The following is an 18,176-nucleotide window of genomic DNA, read 5'->3' as shown; positions in this document are numbered from 1 at the left end:
CGACTGGATCGAGGGCTATTACAATCGAGAGCGCCTGCACACCTCGATAGGGTTTCTGACTCCCGTCGACTTCGAGGCCGCGTTGGTCGCTGCATGATCTGCTGTACGTGGAAATGAGGCAGGGTCACATGCGAGGAGACGGTACTACGAAGTTCATGCGAGCACGCCAACCGACGACACGCAGGAACTGCTCGACATGCTCGGCGAGCTTTACAGCATCGAGGCGAATATCCGCGGCAAACCAGCCACCGAACGGCGGCGAGTGCGGCAAGAGAAGAGCAAGCCACTGCTCATCGCATTCGAGACGAAGATCAGGGCCAAGGTCGCGACGCTGTCGCGCAAGTCGGGCCTGGCCGGCGCAATCAACTACTCGCTGAATCGCTGGACCGAGTTGATGATGTTCTGCGAGGATGGGCAGGCCGAGATCAGCAATATCCTGGCCGAAAATGCTCTGCGCTGTGTAAGCCTGGGTCGCAAGAACTTCATGTTCGCCGGTTCCGACAGCGGTGGCGAGAGGGCCGCCGCGATGTACGGTCTGATCGGCAGTTGCAAGCTCAACGGCATCAATCCGCGAGCCTATCTCGAATACGTCTTGACCCATATCGCCGATCACAAAATCAACCGCATCGAAGAGCTACTACCCTGGAATGTGGCCCCCAAGCTGCGCGGCAAGGCCGGCCCTCCTGCCTCCACCTCCTGATAGCCGGGTAGGCCCAGACAGAACCTGCCCACGCTCGCCGAGCATGCCTCATTTACGCACGTGACGTCGAGAGCGGCCCACGCGAGCCGCTTACGGCGGTAGTCGCTGGGCGAACATTGTTCCTTGAGCGGGCAACGCGGGCAGGCGCTGGGCCAGTACACCTGCAGCGTCATTCCGTGTTCCACGGTCGTGAATCGGCAGATTGCGCGCTCGCCGGCGGGTATGCCTTTGATTTTCGTGCAGGTTTCCGGTTAGACGCACCTAAGCCGGGCGGGGCTCTCCCTTGCGGCCCCTTATAAATTCCTTTTCAAATCAAGCATCTGCTGACTACCCTTTGCGGGCTAGCAGGATGGTAGGAGCCCGCTCGTTGAATCGGTGATGTGCGCCGAAATTGCAGACGCCGCCTGCAATTTCGATTCAACGCTCGGGCCTTCAGTTCAGGCCCGACGACTGGCGGTCGAAACGTGCGGATCACTGTCGAGACTTGGAAGGATTCGGCGCGCGTACCGCGCCACCGGGAAATTGAACGTCCCGCGCAAATTGATTCCTTCCAGGTGGGTCGGCGCGATTCGCCTCAACTGTTCAGATTCCAGTGGCTTGCCCGTGGTAGCCTGAATTTCTTCGAGAACGCGTTGCATGTGAGTGGTGTTCCACGCCATCAAGATGTTCGAAAGAAATGTCAGGGCGGAAGAAACCGCCGAGAGCGATTCCTGACGTCGGGCCAGTTCAACGGGTATCTTGCCGATATGGGTCGCGCGTTGAACGTTGTGGACGGCTTCCCCGCGGTTCAAGGCATGTTGTAGCTCTGCCCTGACGCGGTATTGGTGAAAAAGTCGATCAGAAAGATGCTTCTGAACAGGTGCCCAATGTGAACGCCGCCTTCATATACGGCTTGCCCGCGCGCAGCCGAGCCGAAGCGGGCAAGGGCATCGACTGCGGTACATTTGCCTGAACGGATCGATGCTGCGATCCTCACAAACTCGTCCCATACGTCCGCAATGAGTTCGAGTTTGACATCTCGGTCAGTGATCGCAGTCAGTTGAGCATGCGACGCTGACGGAAGTGCATCGCACCTTTGGAGACTGCACAGCGGCTTCCTTGCCGTCGGTGCTGGCGTCAACGGCGCCAATGACGACGGTGCCAGAGGTCTCGACGTCAAATCGTCGGTCGGAGTTGCGAGCCTTCCTGGCAGACGCAGTGTGCCAGGAAGGCCCAGTTACAAGTCGACTCACACGTCACTCAACGTCCGCGTGATCGAGTCACAGAACCACTGCAGGGCGCCGGAGTCCTCGGCATGCGGGTACCAGTACAGATTCACCTCGAACGGAGGTATATGGAACGGGAGCGGCAGGACTTTCGTGCGCCCATCACGCGCAAATGCTTCAGCAACACGAGTCGGCAGCGTGAGCACCAGGTCGGTCGTTGCAATGGAGGAAAAGAGACTGGTGAAATGTGGGACCCGGAGAACAATCTTCCGTTTCAGTCCCGTCTCGCTTAACACATCCTCAACAAGATGGTGGCCTGTGAAGGGCGCCACCACGACATGGTTTGCGCCCACGAACTCCTCCAGGGTGAGCGTGTCGCCAATGCGCGCATGCGATGCGCTCAACAAGCAGGAGTAGCTCTCGCTGAACAGGGTTGCTTTTCTTGATTCCCCTCCGACGAACTGGAGGTTTCCCACGACCGCATCTACATATCCGGTCTGGAGCCAATCAGCAACGAGGTCACTTTCGATTTGCACGATTTCGAGGCTGACCGAAGGTGCGATGTCCTGCAACTCGCGAATCAGCAAGGGAAGGAAATACAGTTCGCCCAAGTCAGAGAGCGCAAGACGAAACGTGCGCTCGGACTTTTTGGGATCGAACTCGCGCGTCGCTGATATGGCGGAATCAATGCTGTTCAGGGCAGCCTTGAAGGTGTTGAACAGTTGCGTTGCATTGAAGGTAGGGACCATCCCGTCCCGACTGCGAGTGAAGACCGGGTCGTGGAGAAGATCGCGCAGTCGATTTAACGAATAGCTGACAGACGGTTGCGTAATGCTCAGACGTTTCGCTGCGCCGCTGACGCTTCGCGTCTCGTAGATTGCGACAAAGGTGCGAATGAGGTTGAGGTCTATGCTCATGGTTGCCACCGATATAGATGACATCTATTTTAAGAGCAAAAAAATGATGATTGGATCTGTTTGTTTTGCCGGCCTAGCATAGGGAATCGAACCGAACTGATAGCCATGAAAACAATCCACCAAGCGTGCTACGAAATCCTTCGCAAGCAAGGTCTGACGACGTGTTTCGGAAATCCAGGCTCAAATGAACTTCCGTTTCTGCAGGACTTTCCGACCGACTTCAACTATGTCCTTGGCCTTCATGAGGGTGCCGTTGTTGGAATGGCGGACGGGTACGCTCAAGCGACAGGCCGTCCGACGCTCGTGAACTTGCATTCGGCCGCAGGCACGGGTAATGCCATGGGCGCACTGGCTAACGCATGGAACTCTCACACGCCGCTGGTCGTGACTGCGGGTCAGCAAGTTCGCGCCATGGTCGGAGTCGAAGCTCTGCTGGCAAACGTCGATGCGGCTTCGTTGCCGAAGCCGCTGGTCAAGTGGAGTTCGGAGCCGTCCAGTGCTCAAGAAGTGCCGCTGGCGCTGAGCCGCGCGATTCACACTGCTGGCACTGGCGCAAAAGGCCCGGTCTACCTGTCGGTCCCCTATGACGACTGGAAACAAGAGGCGGCTTCCGGCGTTGACCATCTCGCGACCCGCCGCGTTGAAATGGCGGGCGTCCCCACGGCCGGTGTGCTTCAGAGGCTTGTTCGCGAGCTTGAGCAAGCGAAGAACCCGGCGATGATCGTCGGTCCGGACGTCGATGCCAGCGACGCCAATGGCTTTGCGGTGACGCTTGCCGAAAAACTCGCGATGCCAGTCTGGATGGCGCCTTCGGCTCCGCGCTGTTCTTTCCCGACGACCCATGCGTGCTTCCGTGGTCTTTTGCCCGCTGGCATTGCGAGCATCAGCCGAATGCTCGATGGCCACGATCTGGTGCTCGTGGTGGGCGCCCCCGTATTCCGCTATCACCAGTACGAGCCCGGCGAGTTCCTGCCGCAAGGCACGCGCCTTATTGCGATTACATGCGACATCAACGAGGCTACGCGTGCTCCGATGGGTGACGCAATCATCGCAGAAATCGCGCCGACTCTCGAGACGTTGAGCAACGTCGTCTCCAAAACTTCTCGCTCGATGCCCGGCACTATTCGTCGGCCGGAACCGGCGCCCAATGAGCCTGGACGTCTTGCTCCGGAACGGGTCTTCGACATCCTCGATGAAATGGCGCCACGCGATGCCATCTATGTGAATGAATCGACTTCGACCACGAACATTCTCTGGCAGCGTCTGCGCATGACCGAGCAAGGCAGCTACTACTTCGCTGCCGCCGGCGGGCTCGGGTTCGCGCTCCCGGCAGCGGTCGGTATTCAATTGGCAAAGCCCGAGCGCCGCGTGATCGGCGTAATCGGCGACGGCTCTGCGAACTATGGCATCCAGGCACTCTGGACGGCGGCCCACTACAACATTGCGACCATCTTCATCATCATGAAGAACGGCACGTACGGCGCGTTGCGCTGGTTTGCTGGCGTCCTGCAAGCCGAGAACGTTCCGGGATTGGATGTGCCCGGGCTAGATTTCTGCGCGCTCGCACGCGGCTACGGAGTCAAGGCGCTGCACGCGGACTCGGCTGAGTCGCTCACGTCGGCTTTGCGCCAAGCACTTGCTGAGAACAAACCCGTCCTTATCGAGGTTGAGACTCGGGCTTGAAGCGTCAACCTGCATCACGGAGAAATGAGCATGAGCAATTTTGGTGAGTCGCAACTTTGGAACGGACGAATCTTTTCTGACGGGTGGAAGGTGGCAGTTGGCGGGACCCAAGCGGTCATCGAGCCAGCGACCGGCGAGCGTATCGGCCTGATTGGCATAGGGTCGCCGGAGGATATCGAAAGTGCAGTCATCTCAGCAATGAAGGCTCAGGAAGGGTGGTCAGCAATGCCCTTTGACCAACGTGCGGCGATTGTCCGAGAGGCTGCCCGACTTCTGAAAGAACGCGCATCCGAAATCAACGAATGGAACGTTCGCGAATGCGGTTCGAGTCGCCCGAAGGCGGAATGGGAACTGCACGCGACCTACGAACAGATGCAGATGTCCGCTGCACTCCCAATGCAGCCCGACGGAGCGCTTTATCCGTCTTCGGTTCCGGGACGCATGAACATCTGCCGACACGTTCCAGTTGGTGTCGTCGGCGTCATCGCACCTTGGAACTTCCCGATTCTCCTCGCGATGCGCTCGGTCGCGCCTGCTCTCGCCCTCGGTAACGCAGTCATCCTGAAGCCAGACGCGCAGAGCGGGGTGGCGGGCGGTCTTCTGCTTGCCAAGGTGTTCGAGGATGCTGGGCTTCCCGCTGGTGTGCTGCACGTTGTTCCGGGCGGTCCAGCTGCAGGCGACGCGCTCGTGCGTCACCCGCAGGTTGGCATGATTTCGTTCACGGGGTCGACCGCAGTAGGCCGCTCCATCGGCGAAATTTGCGGTCGCATGCTTAAGAAGGTGGCGCTTGAACTTGGCGGGAATAATGCAATGGTCGTCCTGGACGACGCGGATATCGATGCAGCGACGTCCAGTGGCGCATGGGGATCTTTTCTGCATCAGGGCCAGATTTGTATGCAGACCGGTCGTCACCTCGTGCATCGCTCCATCGTAGAAAAGTACGTGCAGCGGCTTGCCGAGCGTGCTCGCAGTTTGAAGGTCGGGAATCCCGCGAAAGAGCCGGTGCATCTTGGGCCATTGATTAATCAGAAGCAACTCGAGCGAATCGACGACATTGTTCAGTCAAGCGTGCGTGCGGGTGCCTACGTGCTAGCCGGCGGCAGGTACAGCGGGCTGTTCTACGAACCGACAGTCCTTGCCGGCGTCAAACCGGGCATGCCTGCATTTGAGCAGGAAATCTTCGGCCCCATCGCACCTATCACCATCTTTGACACCGACGATGAGGCCGTCGATTTGGTCAACTCGTCAGAGTACGGCCTCGCCGCCGCAATCCACACGAAGTCGATGTCGCGTGGCTTAGCACTATCGTCGCGGATTCGTTCGGGCATGGTGCATGTCAACGACCAAACGGTGAATAACGAATTCCACGTACCGTTTGGCGGGATGGGGGCTTCTGGAAACGGGGGGCGCTTCGGCGGTCTTGCGAACGTGCACGAGTTTACGCAAACACAGTGGGTGAGCCTGACAGACAAACCCGTCCAATACCCGTTCTGATGGACGTTTGATAGTGTCGCTACCGCCCGGCGCTCGAGGTCTGTGGCGGTTACGCAGGGTATAAGGCCACGCACGGCATTCGCAATAAATTTCTGGGCCCGCCATATGAACGAGAGCTTGGAGCCGACGCCCGAGCAGGTTAGAGGCTTTGCGGCGGACGATGGTCGTCGGTGTCGACGCAACACACGAGCACTTCGGCCTCTGTTGCTCCAGTACTGATATAGACGTGTCCCTGCGCGCTGTCGAAGTAAAGGCTATCACCCTGCTCGAGCTTGAAGACGGACCCGCTCTCAAAGTGAAGTTCGAGCTTTCCTTGCAGGAGAAAAACGAACTCTTCACCGCTGTGCCGGATGTAGTCAGGGAAGTCGTTGAGTGCACGTGCGCGGATGTGAGCTCGCATCGGCACCATACGTTTGCCGACCAGATCGTTGGCAATCATTCCGTATTCGTAATTGGGCGTGTCGTAAATCAGTTGCTTTCCGGACCGCGTCAACGTCGGTTCGAACGGTCCGGACGAGCGACTGGGCGTGCGGCCGAAGATGGTGTCGAAGTCGACGCCAAGTGCGTGAGCTAATGCGGCGAACTTGTCATAGGTGAGTGCGATGTCGCCACGCTCGGCTTTGGAAATTGTTGAAACAGCGATGCCAGAACGCTCGGACAATTGCATCAACGTTAGTTCGCGCGATTTGCGCGCTTGGCGCAAGTGCCCGCCTACAGCCTTGTGGTCGATATGCGGCGCGGCACCATCCCTCTCCAACGGGATGGTCGGTTGCTTGCGTTGAGCTTTCAAGTTTGGCATGGGATCGCTTGAATAGGATTTTGTCGTATACGAGAATTATTTTTTTCCCGTATATGATAACTCTCATACCGTCCTTTATCTGAAGGAGCAGCATCGTGGCATCGCTTGCACTCGAAAAGGTTGGCCCGTCCAAGTTTCAGGTTATCGCTGCAACGACTCTCGGGACAGCCCTTGAATACTACGACTTCACCATCTATAGCTTCTTCGCAATCCAGATTGGCAAGCTTTTCTTCCCATCCGCATCCCCGGTCAATCAATTTCTTCTTTCGATTGGGGTCTTCGGTGTTGGCTTCATAGTACGTCCTCTTGGCGGAGTCGTCATCGGTGCCTACGCCGACCGCGCCGGGCGGAAGAAGGCGATGGTGCTGACCATCATGCTGATGGCGCTAAGTTGCGCGCTCATCGCGTGTGCTCCGACCTACGCAGTGGCAGGCATCTTTGCTCCGCTGGTCGTGCTTGCCGCTCGCCTCATCCAAGGTTTTGCTGCCGGCGGCGAGTTCGGTCCGGGGACGACGTTGCTCGTGGAGTATGCGAATGACAACACGCGTGCGTTCTTCGCGAGCTGGAATTTCGCAGCGACTGCCCTCGGCCTCGCGCTCGGTGCTGTGGTCGCCACAATTGTGAATGTAGCTATGCCCAAGGAGGTCGTTGACGATTGGGGATGGCGCCTTCCGTTTCTCCTTGGCATCTTCGTTGCTCCAGTCGGGATGCTGATTCGGCGTCGGCTCGAAGAAACACTGAGCAGCGCACCCGCTCATGGTGGAAAGAAGCAGGGCGCGCTCAAAGCAGCGCTTACGACTCATCTCAAGCTGACAATCGTGGGCACGTTCGCCGAACTGGGCGGTTCAGTGTCGGTGTACATCACTGCGTTTTTTCTTCCGAACCACGCGGTGCGGACGCTTCACCTGTCACCGACCGCATCCGTCATCTCAGGCGTCGTCAGCTCACTCACGCTTTTCATCGCGGCGCCTATCGCAGGTCGCCTGGCAGACCGCTTCACCCGCAAGCGGGTGCTGATTATCTCGCGGGTCGTCCTGCTGGCATCGGTCTATCCCGCGTTTTTGCTCTTGAGCGCTCAGCCTTCGATACTGCTGCTCTGCGCGGTTTCCGCCTTTCTCGCCATCTTCGTTGCCGGACAGATTGTTCCGGTGCTGGTGATGATTCCGGAGTTGTTCCCTCGCGAAGTGCGTGCGACCGGAATCGCGCTGACCTATGTGGTAAGTGCATCGTTTTTCGGTGGCTTTTCTCCCTTGATCGCAAGCTGGATTGTCGAACGTACCGGCAATCCTTTGGCACCCGCATGGTATGTGGCAGCTGCCTGTGCGATTTCGTTGGTCCCTGTCATCTGGCTGCGCGACCGCACTGGCGAAGCCATCAACTAATGCTTAATTCAGGAAAAGACAATGACCATCGATAACGAAGAACTGGTGACCCGGTCTGCTGGAGAGCTCCGAAGACTCATCGGCATCAAGCAGATTTCGCCAGTCGAACTCGTGGACGCCTTTATCGACCGTATCGAGACGCTCAATCCAGCGGTGAACGCAGTCACGGCGACCTGCTTCGATGCGGCGCGACGCGAGGCGAAGGTCGCTGAACAACGCGTGATGGATGGGCATGACCTGGGGCTGCTCCACGGCCTGCCGATGGGCGTGAAGGACCTTGAAGACACGGCTGGCTTGCTAACGACTTATGGTTCGCCGATGTCCCGGGGCAACGTGCCGTCGCGCGATGTGGTGCTGGTCGAGCGACTGCGCAAACAGGGTGCAATTCTCTTGGCAAAAACGAACGTCCCGGAATTGGGCGCTGGTGCGAACACCCGAAACCCCGTGTGGGGTGCGACGGGCAACCCGTTCAACACGGCGCTGAACGCAGGCGGTAGCTCGGGCGGTTCGGCGGTGGCGCTCGCGTGCGACATGTTGCCTGTCTGCACCGGGTCGGATACTGGTGGCTCGTTGCGCATTCCAGCGTCAAAGTGTGGCGTGGTCGGCTTTCGGCCGTCACCTGGCCTTATACCCAACTCTCGCCGTTTATTGGGCTGGACACCGATTTCGGTGGTCGGCCCGATGGGCCGGACCGTCGCCGAGGCTGCGTTGCAGCTTGCTGCAACGGCAGGCGAGTCGCTGGGCGACCCGTTGAGCTACTCGGTCGATGCATTGGGATTCAATCGGATCGCGCTTATCGACCTTGCCAAACTCCGAGTCGGCTACACCGAGGACTTTGGCTGTTGCGACGTTGATGAGTCGATTCGAGAAACGTTCAGGTCGCGAGTTGCGGCGATCAAAAGCATCGTCCACACGTGTGAGCCTGTTGACTTTAACCTCGGTGAAGTACATGGGTGCTTTGACGTGCTTCGGGCTGAAAGCTTCGTCGCTGGTCTGCGCTCGGCATACGAGCGCGACCCGAGCGCCCTGGGTCCAAACACTCGCGCGAACTACGAGATGGGCGCGAAAATGTCACTTGCGGATTCCGCATGGGCTCAGGTCGAGCAGACCAAAATCTTCCAGCGCTTCCAGTCGGCATTCTCTCACTACGACGTCATCATCTCGCCGACAACGCCGGTTTCGCCCTTCCCGTGGTCGGAACTCTACGCCTCGACCGTGCAAGGCAGACCGCAGGAAAATTACTACCGTTGGCTTGCGCTCACCTATGTCGTCACACTCGCGACCAACCCGGCGCTCTCTTTGCCGTGTGGCGTGGATGAGGCGGGTATGCCGTTCGGGTTGCAGATAGTTGGACCGTTCCGCGCTGACTATCAGACGTTGGCGATTTCCCATGCGTTTGAGCAGGCATTTTCCGGCTCGTCGACGCTGCGTCGTCCCCGCCCGAATCTGTCGCAGCTGCGCGAAGCCAATCCAGCGCTGAAGTCTCTCGTCACCTCACCTCCGATTTTCAACCCGACCGGAAGCGATGCATCCGGCTTATCAATGGTGTAACTATGAGTCGAGAAATTAAACGCCTGCAGACCAACACTCGCATGAGCCAGATCGTGGTGGCCAATGGTGTTGTCTATCTGTCAGGACAGGTTCCTGACACGGCGGGCGCCGCTATCGATGTGCAAGCTACCGAAATTCTCACCCGCATCGACAAACTGCTGTCGTCGGCTGGAATCGACAAGACTCGCTTGCTGACGGCCAACGTGTGGCTGAGCGACCCGACGCATTTTGATGCGTTTAACGCTGTGTGGGACGCATGGGTCGAGGAGGGGCACGCTCCGACACGTGCGTGTGTCACGTCGATTCTGATGAAACCGGGTCTCGATGTTGAGATTGCAGTAACGGCGCTCGCCTGAACGACCCGGTCCTTGGACGGGCAATCAAGCAGTTCGCATGGTGCGTAAGAAAGGAATATCGAGATGAAGTTTGATGCAATGGTTCTCGGAGGCGGCATCGTCGGCACGTCTGTCGCTCTGCAGTTGCAGCGCCGCGGCGTCAAAGTCGCGCTTATCGACCGCAAAGCCCCTGGTAACGAGACTTCGCTCGGCAACGCCGGACTTATCCAACGCGAGGGCGTGTATCCGTACGCATTCCCTCGCGACTTTGCGTCGCTCGCGCACTATGCGGGTAATCGCGCGACGGATGTTCGCTATCACCCGATGGCGATGCCGAAACTGACGCCGTTCCTCTTGAAGTATTGGCACAACTCCAGGGCCGACCGTCATGCGCAGATTGCAAGAGCGTATTCGACTTTGATAGAGCACAGCGTCTCGGAACACCGAGACCTGATTGAAGCGGCGGGTGCGCAGGCTCTCCTCAGAACAACCGGATGGATTAAAGCCTTCCGTACGGGACGTGCCTTTGACGGCGCCGTCGTTGAGGCGTCGCGCTGGAAAGCCGAATACGGGGTCGAGTTCGATGTTTTGGAGGGCGACGCGCTCCAAAAAACCGAGCCGTCGTTGAGTTCGGTCCTTCGCGCGGCAGTCCGCTACTCGTCGTCTAACTCGGTGAGTGACCCGGCTGGCCTCGTCAGCGCATACGCCAAGCTTTTTGAGCGACTCGGTGGCACCGTACTCATTGGCGACGCTTCTACGCTTGAAGATGGCTGGCGCGTTCAGACCGAGTCCGGTGTAGCGGAGGCTGAAATCGGCGTCATCGCAATGGGTCCCTGGTCCGGCGACCTGACCACAAGGCTTGGCTATGCGCTGCCACTCGAAGTGAAGCGTGGCTACCACATGCACTACGCGAGCACGCCCGGCGCAACGCTGAATCAGCCAGTGCTCGATGCCGAAGTCGGTTACATGATTACACCTATGGTTCGAGGGATTCGACTCACGACCGGCGTGGAACTTGGATTTCGCGACTCGCCAAAGACGCCCGTACAACTGGAGGCGGTCGAGCCAGTGGCACGCGAAGTCTTTCCGCTCGGAGAACGAGTAGACGCGGAACCGTGGCTCGGGTGCCGTCCGTGCACACCGGACATGATGCCGGTCATTGGGCCAGCACCGCACCATAGGAACCTATGGTTCGCGTTCGGACACGCGCACCACGGACTGACCCTGGGGCCCATCACCGGCCGTCTGGTTGCAGAGTCGGTTACAGGCGTCCGCCCCGCAGTCGACCTGGCACCGTTTCGTGCCGACCGATTCTAGATGCCGAGGCGGCTTATTTTCTCGCAAATGAGAATTTTATTTTGGCACGGATATGATGTTTTTTGAGCAGCGCACGGAGGGCAAGCCGAGGTATTCAAGGCTTCTGCGAAACAAGAAGTAAGGATACCTAATGCTGGCCACAAGATCGATACTGAAACAGATGAATTCCTTGGAGAAGCAACATGGCTCATCAAAATCATTTGAAGTTTTCACTTGTCGCGACGTGTATCGGAGCCCTGTCGGCGTTCGCGTCAACGACTTCATATGCGGATGACGTGGTAGCAAAGATTGCTGTCGCTGGACCAACCACTGGTCAACTGGCGAACTTGGGTAAAGACGTACAGAACAGCGGGGAGTTGGCGATTGGTGCGCTCAATGCCAAGAACATCATGGTGAACGGTAGGCGCGTTCGCTTTGAACTGGTCGCGGCGGACGATGGGGCGGACCCGCGCGTCGGCACAATCGTCGCTCAACGACTGGTTGATGACCATGTAGTCGCCGTCGTGGGTCACATCAACTCGGGGGTCGCGATTCCGGCCTCACTCATCTACAGCCAGGCCGGGATACCGTTCATCTCAAGCGGTGCATCAAATCCCGAGCTTACCGCGCGAAACCTCAAGAACACCTTTCGCGTCGTGGCGGACGACAATGCACAAGCACGCGGAATGGTTCAATTCCTTAGCGGACAGCTAAAAACCAAACGCATAGGACTTGTGGATGACAGAACCGCATATGGTCAGGGCCTGGGCGACCAGGTGGCGAAAGATGCGGGCGAGTCTGGTATCGCGGTGACGCGAGAATACACGAACGATAAAGCCGTCGACTTTCGGGCCATTCTCACTTCTTTAAAATCGGGCCAACCGGATGCGATCGTGCTGGCAAGCACGGACGCTATTGCATCACCTTTCGTCAAGCAGATGAAAGCGCTTGGCATGGCGCGCGTTCATTTTCTTGGTGGCGACGGCATATGCACCGAGAATTGGGTGCGTGTGGCCGCGTCTGCAGCCGAGGGAGAGTATTGCACCCAAACGGGTGCGCCTCTCGATCAGCTCCCGGGTTCCAAAGATTTCGTTCAAAAGTATGAAACTCGCTTCAAACAACCGCCTCAGTACTTCGGCCCCTATACCTACGATGCGGTGATGGTCGTTGGCGAGGCGATTCAGAGATCCGGTTCGCTCGACCCGAAGAAGCTCATTGACACTCTTCATTCTGTAGATTACACGGGCGTGACGGGTCGAATTCAATTTGATAATAAAGGGGATCAGAAATTTGCTAAGGTCTCGGTATATCAAGTGAAGTCACAAAAAATCACGCCGTTGGGCGTGATCAAGCCGCTGTAAAGCTATAAGGGGTGCCCTCAAGATTCGGACGTTTACGTACGCCAACGGCGAAACCGTCAGATTTGGGTCTGAAACGTTGATGCGGAGGCGTCAACCAATGGCGAAAATGACTCTAATCTGACGTGTCTTATGCGACGCCCTGACGTCCGGTTAATCTGACAAGTCGCTGAAAACAAGGACGAGACAACCGCGTTTAATGCACAAAGTTATCCACACTTTCCGGTAACAAGTTTATGGACAACTTATCAGAGGTGGCTGCAAGCAAAGCGCAACAGGCAATGCTCAAAACTTCGGCAGACTTATGGCTAACTTGGCCTCGCCAGCGCGCATCCGGGGTCCGGAGGGGCATGACCTCAAGTTGCTGAATGCCTTGCCGATAACTGGGGGATGACACCCACCATCTGCCTCCTCAGTGCGGCACTCCGCTAATCCTTCGCAACGAGGCGCATCGGAGTCGGCATGAATCGACACAGACAAGGAATCACCCGATGCTGGCCAGCACCTATAACCCTGTACTCGTCGTCTTCTCGCTGCTGGTAGCGATTCTGGCGTCCTATACGGGGTGCCCTCAAGATTCGGATTTTTTCGTACGCTAACGCGTCCCGCTCGATTTCCTGACGCGCAGCGGCCGGAATCGCCCCTTGGCGACGCGTTTGTTGGCGTGCCACACATAGTCGCCGGTCAGGTTAATGTGATTCCAGCCAAGCGGCGCGACGTGCGAGATCAGGCTGTCGTCGATTTCGCCCTGCTGCCGTAGGGCGGCAATCGACCGCTCCAGATACACCGTGTTCCAAAGCGTAATCGCTGCTACCACCAAATTCAGGCCGCTGGCCCGGCAGCGCTGGTTTTCATACGAGCGATCCCGAATCTCCCCAAGCCGATAGAAGAACACCGCCCGCGCGAGTGAATACCGGGCCTCCCCTTTGTTCAGTCCGGCGGACACGCGGCGCCGCAAGGCAGGGTCCTGCAACCACTTTAGCGTGAATAGCGTACGTTCGATGCGGCCGAGCTCGCGCAGGCCGATCGCAAGACCGTTCTGCCGCGGATACGCGCTCAGCTTGCGCAGGATCAGCGAAGCCGTCACCGTGCCTTGCTGGATCGATGCGGCCAGGCGCACCACGCCGTCGAACTCCCGTTCGATCAGTTTCCGGCTGATCGAACCGCCAATCAGCGACGACAGCGCCGGCCAGTCGCCCGTTTTGCCGGGGACGTACAGATTCTTGTCGGCCAGATCGGCAATGCGCGGCGCGAACTCGAAGCCGAGGAAGTGACACAGCGCGAACACGTGGTCAGTGAAGCCAGCAGTGTCGGTGTAGTGCTCCTCAATGCGCAGCTCGGATTCGTGATACAGCAAACCTTCGAGCACATGGGTGGCGTCGCGCACCGGCGAATTGATGACCTTGGTGTGAAACGGCGCGTACTGATCGGAGATGTGCGTATAGAACAGCACACCCGGTTCGTTGCCGTACTTCGCGTTCCGATATCCGCCGGCCTGACCGTGACCGCCGGCGCGGAAGCGCTGGCCGTCCGATGACGAGGTAGTGCCTTCGCCCCAATATGCAGCAAAGGGCAGGCCATGCTGATAGTTGACCAGTTCGGCCAGTCCCTTCTGATACGTCTCGTCGCGGATGTACCAGGCGACCAGCCACGACAGCTTGGCGGCGCTGGTGCCCGGACAGGCATCAGCCATTTTCTCGAGGCCCAGGTTGAAGGCGTCAGCGAGGATCGCGGTCAGCAATAGCGTCCGGTCGGGCGGCTCTGTCTCACTTTTCAGATGCGTGAAGTGCCGCGTGAAGTCGGTCCACTGGTCGACCTCGAGCAGCAGATCCGTGATCTTCACGCGCGGCATCAGGTCATAGGCCTGCTGCGTAAGCACCTCGGCCTCTGCCGGCGTCGCATCATCCAGTGGCGTGATCTTGAGCCCCTTGTCGTTCAGCTCAACGTCTGGCAACTCGCCCGCTGCCGCGAGCCTGGCGGTCTCATCCAGCGCTTCGCGCAGGCGCTCGATGCGCGCGTCGAGATAGCTCGCCGCCGACGTTTCCACGGCGAGTCCCAACCGGCTCTCCCGATGTTGCTCGTCATACGTTGCGCGCGGCAACAGGTATTCATCGAAGTCCTTGAACTGGCGGCTGCCAATGACCGACACATCACCTGAGCGTAGCGCGTTCTTCAGCTCGCTCATCGCAGCCAGTTCATAGAACTTGCGGTCGATGCCGCCCTCCCTGAAGACGAACCGCTCCCACCGTGGCTTGACGAAGCCCCTTGGTGCGTCGGCGGGTACCTGGCGCGCTTCGGTACGATTCAACGCGCGCAGTTGGGCGATCGCGTCGATCAAGTCCTGGCGGGCCGGCGCGGCGCGGAAATCGAAGGTGTCCAGGAACGTCGGGGAATAGCGCCGCAACTGCGTGTAATGGTCAACGAGCAAAGCCGTCGAATCGAATTCCGCGTCACGCGCAAGCTGCTCCGCTTCACGTACGCTGGCCGTGAAAGTTTCCCACGGCACGATGGCTTCGATGGCCTGGAATGGATCGGCGCCGGCTTCCTTTGCGGCGATCAATGCCGCGCCAACCTTCGCGTAGAGACGCACCTTGTCATTGACCGCCTTGCCCTCCGCCGCAAAACGCTTTTCGTACTTGTGCTTCGCCTTGGTGAAGAACGAGCCGATCAGCCGGTCGTGGAGGTTCAGAATTTCAGTAAGCGGTAGTTTCTGCCGCGCCTAGCGCGGCCGGGTCAAGAAGATCAAGCTGCGTCCGCAACCTCAACATTGCGGACGCAGCTTATGACTGACACTCAAACTGATTTTGACTTTCTTCCGCTGCGGGTAATTGGTAAAACGACCAACGGCAAGAACCGGTACGACCGCGCAGACAAGCACAAGCTCATAGAGGCCTGCCAAAGGCCCGGAGCCTCGGTTGCGGGGCTTGCGCTGAAGGCTGGCGTAAATGCCAACCAGCTTCGCAAATGGATTAGCCTGGATCGCAAGCCTGCTGGCTCGCGGTATAAGCGGCGATCGACACCGGGACATGCGGCGGCATTCGTGCCGGTGCGGGAAGTCGCGGACGTCGGGCCTGCGCATCCGCTCCACAGGCTGCCAATGCCCGATGTCCTGCCGCCCCCGATGCGACGCGAGGCGATGACGGCCTCGCAACATCCAGCGCCGCCGTCGCGCCTGGTGGCGCACTTGCCCAACGGCGTGAGTCTTGAGCTTGAATGCGGGCAGCAGGATACGACGCTGCTCACCGCGATGATCGACGCGTTGAGGGGCCGCTGATGCTGCGCTTCGCCGACGACCTTCGGGTCTACCTGCACCGCGAGCCGGTTGACTTCCGTTGCGGCATCAATACCCTGGCCGCCCTGGTCGAGGAGTCGATGCGACTGGACCCGCTCGCGCGTGCCGTGTATGCGTTCCGCAACCGCAAGTGCGATCGCATCAAGCTTCTGATGTACGAGCGCACGGGTTTCTGGCTGCTGCTGCGTCGGCTTGAACAGGACCACTTCATGTGGCCACGCCGCCACCAGGCTGTGATCGAACTGACGACGGAGCAGCTTCACTGGCTGCTTGACGGCATCGACATCGACGCGGTTCGCCGCCACCCCGCGCGGCATTACCTGCACGCCAGCTAACCCGCCTGTTGTGCGAAGCCAACGGCGGTGCGCTTTTACATTCCGACGTAAACCCACGGCGCGTCGCACTTCGCTATCCTGGTGTGCATGACGAACACCCCCGATCTTAAGCGCGTACCCAAGGCGGTCCAGGGCTACATCCACACCCTCGAGGCGCGCGTCGCCGATGACGCGCAACACATCGACAAACTGGACCAGCACATCGGCAAGCTGGGCCTGCGCATCGAGCAGCTTGAGGAACAGGTCCGTCTGCTGGAAGCGGAGCGTTTCGCACCGAAAAGCGAGAAGCGCAAGGATCGCGTGTTCGACGAGGCCGAATTGCTCGCCCGCAGTGAGTCCGGCGACGAAGATGACGAGGGTGTCCTGCCCGAGCTGCCCGACACCGGCCTGCCAGCGGCTGGTCCGACTGAACGCCGCAAGGTCGGGCGCAAGCCATTGCCCGCTCATCTGCCACGCGAGCGTATCGAGTACGACCTGCCGCAGGACCAGCGCGGCTGTCCGTGTTGCGGTAATGCCATGCATCGCATTGGCGAAGATATCAGCGAGCAGCTGCATGTGGAAACCAAATGGACGGTCCACCAGAACGTGCGCGCGAAGTATGCGTGCCGCCACTGCGAGCGCCACGCCGAACATACGCCGGTCGTGGTCGCGCCGATGCCGGTGCAGCCGCTTCCGGGCAGCCATGCCGACGCGTCGGTGCTCGCGACGGTGGCGACGGCAAAGTACGTCGATGGCATGCCGCTGTACCGGATGCAGGAGGCGTTCGCGCGCTGGCAGGTTCCGGTGAGTCGCGGCACGCTCGCGCAATGGGTCATCCGCCCCAGCGAACTGCATTACACGCGGTTGTACGACGCGCTGAAAAAGGTCCTGCTGTCCCAGGCGTTGATCCACGGCGACGAAACCACGCTTCAGGTGCTCAAGGAAGCCGGCCGGTCCGCCCAGAGCAAAAGTTACATGTGGGTTTACCGCAGCGCCCAGGACTGCGAGCAGCCTGTGGTGTTGCTCGAGTACCAGCCGGGGCGTGGACAGGAGCATCCGAAGGCCTTCCTCGGTGACTACGGCGGCATGCTGATGAGCGACGGCTACAGCGCCTGGCGCACGATCAAAACGGCGACGCACTTCGGATGCATGGCTCACGCGCGCAGGCTGTTTGTGAAGGCGGACAAGGCGGCTGAAAACAAGGGCAGCGACGACGGCAAGCCGAAAACACCGAATGCTCGCGTGACGAAGGCACTCGAATACTTCCAGATTCTGTATCGGGTCGAGGCGCTGGCCAAAGGCGATTTGCCCGATGGCCAAACGCGCGCAGGCTACACGTATCAGTTGCGCCAGCAGCACAGCGCACCGGTGCTCGAAGCCTTCAAGGCGTGGCTCGATGAACTCGCGCCGAAGGTCGCGCCCCAGAGTCTGCTGGGCAAGGCAATTGCGTACACGCGAAAGCAGTGGGAATACCTGAGCCGCTACGTCACAGATGGTTGCGCACCCATCGATAACAACGTCTGCGAACGTGACGTCAGGCCGTTTGCCACGTCGAGAAAAAGCTGGCTGTTCAGCGACACAGTTGACGGCGCAAAAGCCAGCGCCACGATCTACAGCCTGGTGCTGACGTGCCGGGCCTGCGACGTCGAGCCGTATGACTATCTCCTGCATGTGCTCACCGAGCTGCCACAGCGCGCGTCCGACGCCGACGTCACGGATCTGCTGCCATTCAATTACGCCCGCTTGCAGCAGGCCAAAGCAAAAACTCCCTGACTGACCTGCGCCGCATCCACGCCGACGTCACCGCTTGATTCCGAGCGCCGCGACGCGGCTACGCTCGCACCTAAACT

Annotated in this window: 12 protein-coding genes and 4 pseudogenes; 11 read left to right on the top strand and 5 right to left on the bottom strand. The window is 59.2% G+C overall.

Annotated features, from left to right (window positions below; all coding sequences use genetic code 11):
• Window positions 1-127 precede the first annotated feature (127 nt).
• Window positions 128-700, top strand: a pseudogene (locus G3N97_RS12865) (transposase); the annotation flags it as partial.
• Window positions 701-786: 86 nt separating this feature from the next.
• On the opposite strand, the pseudogene G3N97_RS12860 reads toward G3N97_RS12865, so the two are convergent.
• The 3 genes and pseudogenes from G3N97_RS12860 to G3N97_RS12850 all read right to left on the bottom strand — a co-directional run.
• Window positions 787-921: pseudogene (locus G3N97_RS12860) on the bottom strand (IS5/IS1182 family transposase); the annotation flags it as partial.
• 216 nt (window positions 922-1,137) lie between these two features.
• Window positions 1,138-1,745 (bottom strand): annotated as a pseudogene (locus G3N97_RS12855) (Tn3 family transposase); the annotation flags it as partial.
• 183 nt (window positions 1,746-1,928) lie between these two features.
• Window positions 1,929-2,822, bottom strand: coding sequence for a LysR family transcriptional regulator (locus tag G3N97_RS12850; RefSeq protein WP_205993550.1), 894 nt, complete (start codon window positions 2,820-2,822; stop codon window positions 1,929-1,931).
• 105 nt (window positions 2,823-2,927) lie between these two features.
• Here G3N97_RS12850 and mdlC point away from each other — a divergent pair, with 105 nt between their 5' ends.
• Together mdlC and G3N97_RS12840 are read left to right on the top strand one after the other, a co-directional pair.
• Window positions 2,928-4,505 (top strand): benzoylformate decarboxylase, encoded by a 1,578-nt coding sequence (gene mdlC / locus G3N97_RS12845; protein ID WP_205993549.1) that lies wholly within the window; start codon window positions 2,928-2,930, stop codon window positions 4,503-4,505.
• Between the two features lie 30 nt (window positions 4,506-4,535).
• Window positions 4,536-5,999, top strand: a complete 1,464-nt coding sequence (locus G3N97_RS12840; protein WP_205993548.1) for a benzaldehyde dehydrogenase — start codon at window positions 4,536-4,538, stop codon at window positions 5,997-5,999.
• A 139-nt stretch (window positions 6,000-6,138) separates the two neighbouring features.
• Here the strand turns inward: G3N97_RS12840 and G3N97_RS12835 are convergent, their stop codons facing one another.
• Window positions 6,139-6,798, bottom strand: coding sequence for an XRE family transcriptional regulator (locus G3N97_RS12835; RefSeq protein WP_205993547.1), 660 nt, complete (start codon window positions 6,796-6,798; stop codon window positions 6,139-6,141).
• A 95-nt stretch (window positions 6,799-6,893) separates the two neighbouring features.
• On the opposite strand from G3N97_RS12835, the gene G3N97_RS12830 reads away from it, so the two are divergent.
• From G3N97_RS12830 to G3N97_RS12810, 5 genes are all read left to right on the top strand, one after another.
• The gene (locus tag G3N97_RS12830) at window positions 6,894-8,180 is read left to right on the top strand and encodes an MFS transporter (RefSeq protein WP_205993546.1); all 1,287 of its coding nucleotides are present in this window, start codon (window positions 6,894-6,896) and stop codon (window positions 8,178-8,180) included.
• A 21-nt stretch (window positions 8,181-8,201) separates the two neighbouring features.
• Complete coding sequence (locus G3N97_RS12825) at window positions 8,202-9,731, top strand: amidase (RefSeq protein ID WP_205993545.1); 1,530 nt, start codon at window positions 8,202-8,204, stop codon at window positions 9,729-9,731.
• A gap of 2 nt (window positions 9,732-9,733) precedes the next feature.
• Entirely contained in the window at window positions 9,734-10,087 is a 354-nt protein-coding gene (locus tag G3N97_RS12820; protein WP_205993544.1) for a RidA family protein, read from the top strand.
• Between the two features lie 63 nt (window positions 10,088-10,150).
• Window positions 10,151-11,383: an FAD-binding oxidoreductase gene (locus tag G3N97_RS12815; RefSeq protein ID WP_205993543.1), complete on the top strand. Its 1,233-nt coding sequence runs from the start codon at window positions 10,151-10,153 to the stop codon at window positions 11,381-11,383.
• Between the two features lie 182 nt (window positions 11,384-11,565).
• Window positions 11,566-12,723 carry a branched-chain amino acid ABC transporter substrate-binding protein gene (locus tag G3N97_RS12810; protein ID WP_205993542.1) on the top strand — a complete coding sequence of 386 codons (1,158 nt, stop codon included), beginning with the start codon at window positions 11,566-11,568 and terminating at the stop codon, window positions 12,721-12,723.
• A 592-nt stretch (window positions 12,724-13,315) separates the two neighbouring features.
• Here G3N97_RS12810 and G3N97_RS12805 read toward each other — a convergent pair.
• Window positions 13,316-15,421: pseudogene (locus G3N97_RS12805) on the bottom strand (Tn3 family transposase); the annotation flags it as partial.
• Window positions 15,422-15,502: 81 nt separating this feature from the next.
• Between G3N97_RS12805 and G3N97_RS12800 the strand changes: the two are divergent.
• From G3N97_RS12800 to G3N97_RS12790, 3 genes are all read left to right on the top strand, one after another.
• Complete coding sequence (locus G3N97_RS12800) at window positions 15,503-15,994, top strand: transposase (RefSeq protein ID WP_205993541.1); 492 nt, start codon at window positions 15,503-15,505, stop codon at window positions 15,992-15,994.
• Window positions 15,994-16,347 (top strand): IS66 family insertion sequence element accessory protein TnpB, encoded by a 354-nt coding sequence (gene tnpB / locus G3N97_RS12795; RefSeq protein WP_205993540.1) that lies wholly within the window; start codon window positions 15,994-15,996, stop codon window positions 16,345-16,347. Before G3N97_RS12800 ends, tnpB begins: the two co-directional genes overlap by 1 nt.
• Before the next feature lie 87 nt (window positions 16,348-16,434).
• A complete protein-coding gene (locus G3N97_RS12790) occupies window positions 16,435-18,099 on the top strand; it encodes an IS66 family transposase (protein ID WP_205993539.1) in 1,665 nt (554 codons plus the stop codon).
• Window positions 18,100-18,176 lie beyond the last annotated feature (77 nt).

The organism is Paraburkholderia sp. Ac-20347 (assembly GCF_017104805.1).
Classification (GTDB): domain Bacteria; phylum Pseudomonadota; class Gammaproteobacteria; order Burkholderiales; family Burkholderiaceae; genus Paraburkholderia; species Paraburkholderia tropica.
The sequence above is the reverse complement of the archived record's forward strand: the minus strand, read 5'-3'. Positions and strand labels throughout refer to the sequence as shown.